The organism is Streptococcus parasanguinis, from assembly GCF_019929185.1.
Lineage (GTDB): Bacteria > Bacillota > Bacilli > Lactobacillales > Streptococcaceae > Streptococcus > Streptococcus parasanguinis_O.
Genome location: NZ_JAHZPC010000035.1, coordinates 1 through 503, shown reverse-complemented (window position 1 = coordinate 503; position 503 = coordinate 1). Strand labels below are relative to the sequence as shown.

The 503-nt window shown below is 43.7% G+C and carries 1 protein-coding gene; it reads left to right on the top strand.

Annotation, left to right across the window (positions count from 1 at the left end; translation table 11 throughout):
* Positions 1–503 (top strand): prealbumin-like fold domain-containing protein (locus K1I56_RS09940; RefSeq protein ID WP_223325867.1); only part of this gene is annotated, 503 nt, incomplete at both ends.

Here is a 503-nt window from a genome sequence, read left to right as displayed (position 1 = left end):
CAACTTTCAAACGTTTCAATCACTGTTTCTGCAGCAGAGTTAACTGCTGCGACAGATTTGGTAGTTGATAAGGGTAGTGTGGTGAATAAACCATTTACTGCTATTCCACCAACACCACCAGTTGTTGAAAAACCTGAGTTGAAACTTTACAATATTCAATTGCATAAGGTGAATCTAGTCGGTCAAGACCTTGCAGGAGCTGTCTTTGGACTCTTTGAAGCAGATGGTGTGACCCCAGTTGCCAACCCATATGGCGAAGGTCAAGCGACAGCAACTTCAGATGCCAATGGTCTTGTAAGCTTTGTAGGCTTTGAGGCTAAGGATTATGTTATTAAGGAGTTGACAGCGCCAGCTGGATACCAACTATCAACGGATGTTATTACTGTATCTGCTAGCGAATTAAAGGCTGCACCTAACCTTGTAGTAGATAAGGGGACAGTCGTAAACTACCTAACTCCACCAAACACACCTCCAACTACACCTCCAACTACACCTCCAACTAC